This window comes from Syntrophomonas sp. UBA5494 (assembly GCF_002426325.1).
In genome coordinates this window covers 27,244-28,125 of sequence record NZ_DIPG01000037.1, presented here as the reverse complement: position 1 = coordinate 28,125, position 882 = coordinate 27,244, and the positions used below count along the sequence as shown (strand labels likewise).

Genomic DNA, 882 nt, shown 5'->3' with positions numbered 1-882 from the left:
AAGGGAGCCCCTACCGGTTTCAAAGTATTGAAGTTTGCAGCCAATCCACCTGAAGGCTACAAATACCAGTACAACGATACGGACATGTATTACTCCGAAAAATACCAGATGTTTGTGTGCTTTATTGCAGCGGATGTGGATGAAGAGACAGCCCTTGCCGGCACCACCTGCATTGAAGGCATGGCGCCGGAGATCAACTATGACGGCAATGTCAATCAGAGCGGAGCAGGCCTGGTGAACATCATCGATGCCCAGCTGGTCTATGACCTGTATACCGGAGTCTATCTGACTGACCCGGCTTTTGAGATCATATCCCCGGTGATGCGCTTGGCAGCCGACATCAACGGCGACGGCTCTACCGATACCACTGACGTGCAGATCATCGTCAGTCTGGTACAGAACCAGGAAGTATAATCCGAGTTCATTGGAAGAGTTTAAAAGGCATGACGAAAACAAGGCTTCTGAAGCTAAGACTGCCGGGAAGGCAGCCTGAAGAAGGCAAGGTGAGGCGGGTGCGAAAGGGGGGAGAAGAAACACCCGGCCCTGGGGACAGGTAAAGCCTGATTAATCTACCTCCTTCTATAGATAAATCCTGCGGCGGGGGACAGGATGGTTTGGGCCATCCTGTCCAGGCCGCCCCAGGCCCATTTGTAGAGCAGACAGGCTGCGGTCATGGTGCCTGCCCAGGGGGATGTACCGATGTTGCCGATGAAACTCTATGAACACAAACATTCACTTCTAAGTATCAGCAAGCAACGGTTAGACCCAATACAAAGCAATAAAAAGGAGAGGAGATCAAGTAATGAAGTACTGGAGCAACAGGAAGCACAGAGAGAAAGCCCTGGCTCTGCTGCTGGCCCTGACCATGATCCTCACCCTGTT

2 protein-coding genes are annotated in these 882 nt (G+C 51.8%); both read left to right on the top strand.

What is annotated here, in order from left to right; genetic code table 11:
• A partial coding sequence (locus B3W37_RS03750) for a hypothetical protein (protein WP_483174831.1) occupies window positions 1-414 on the top strand: 414 nt, incomplete at its 5' end.
• A 285-nt stretch (window positions 415-699) separates the two neighbouring features.
• On the top strand, window positions 700-882 hold a 183-nt coding region (locus B3W37_RS03745), incomplete at its 3' end, for a hypothetical protein (protein WP_483174830.1).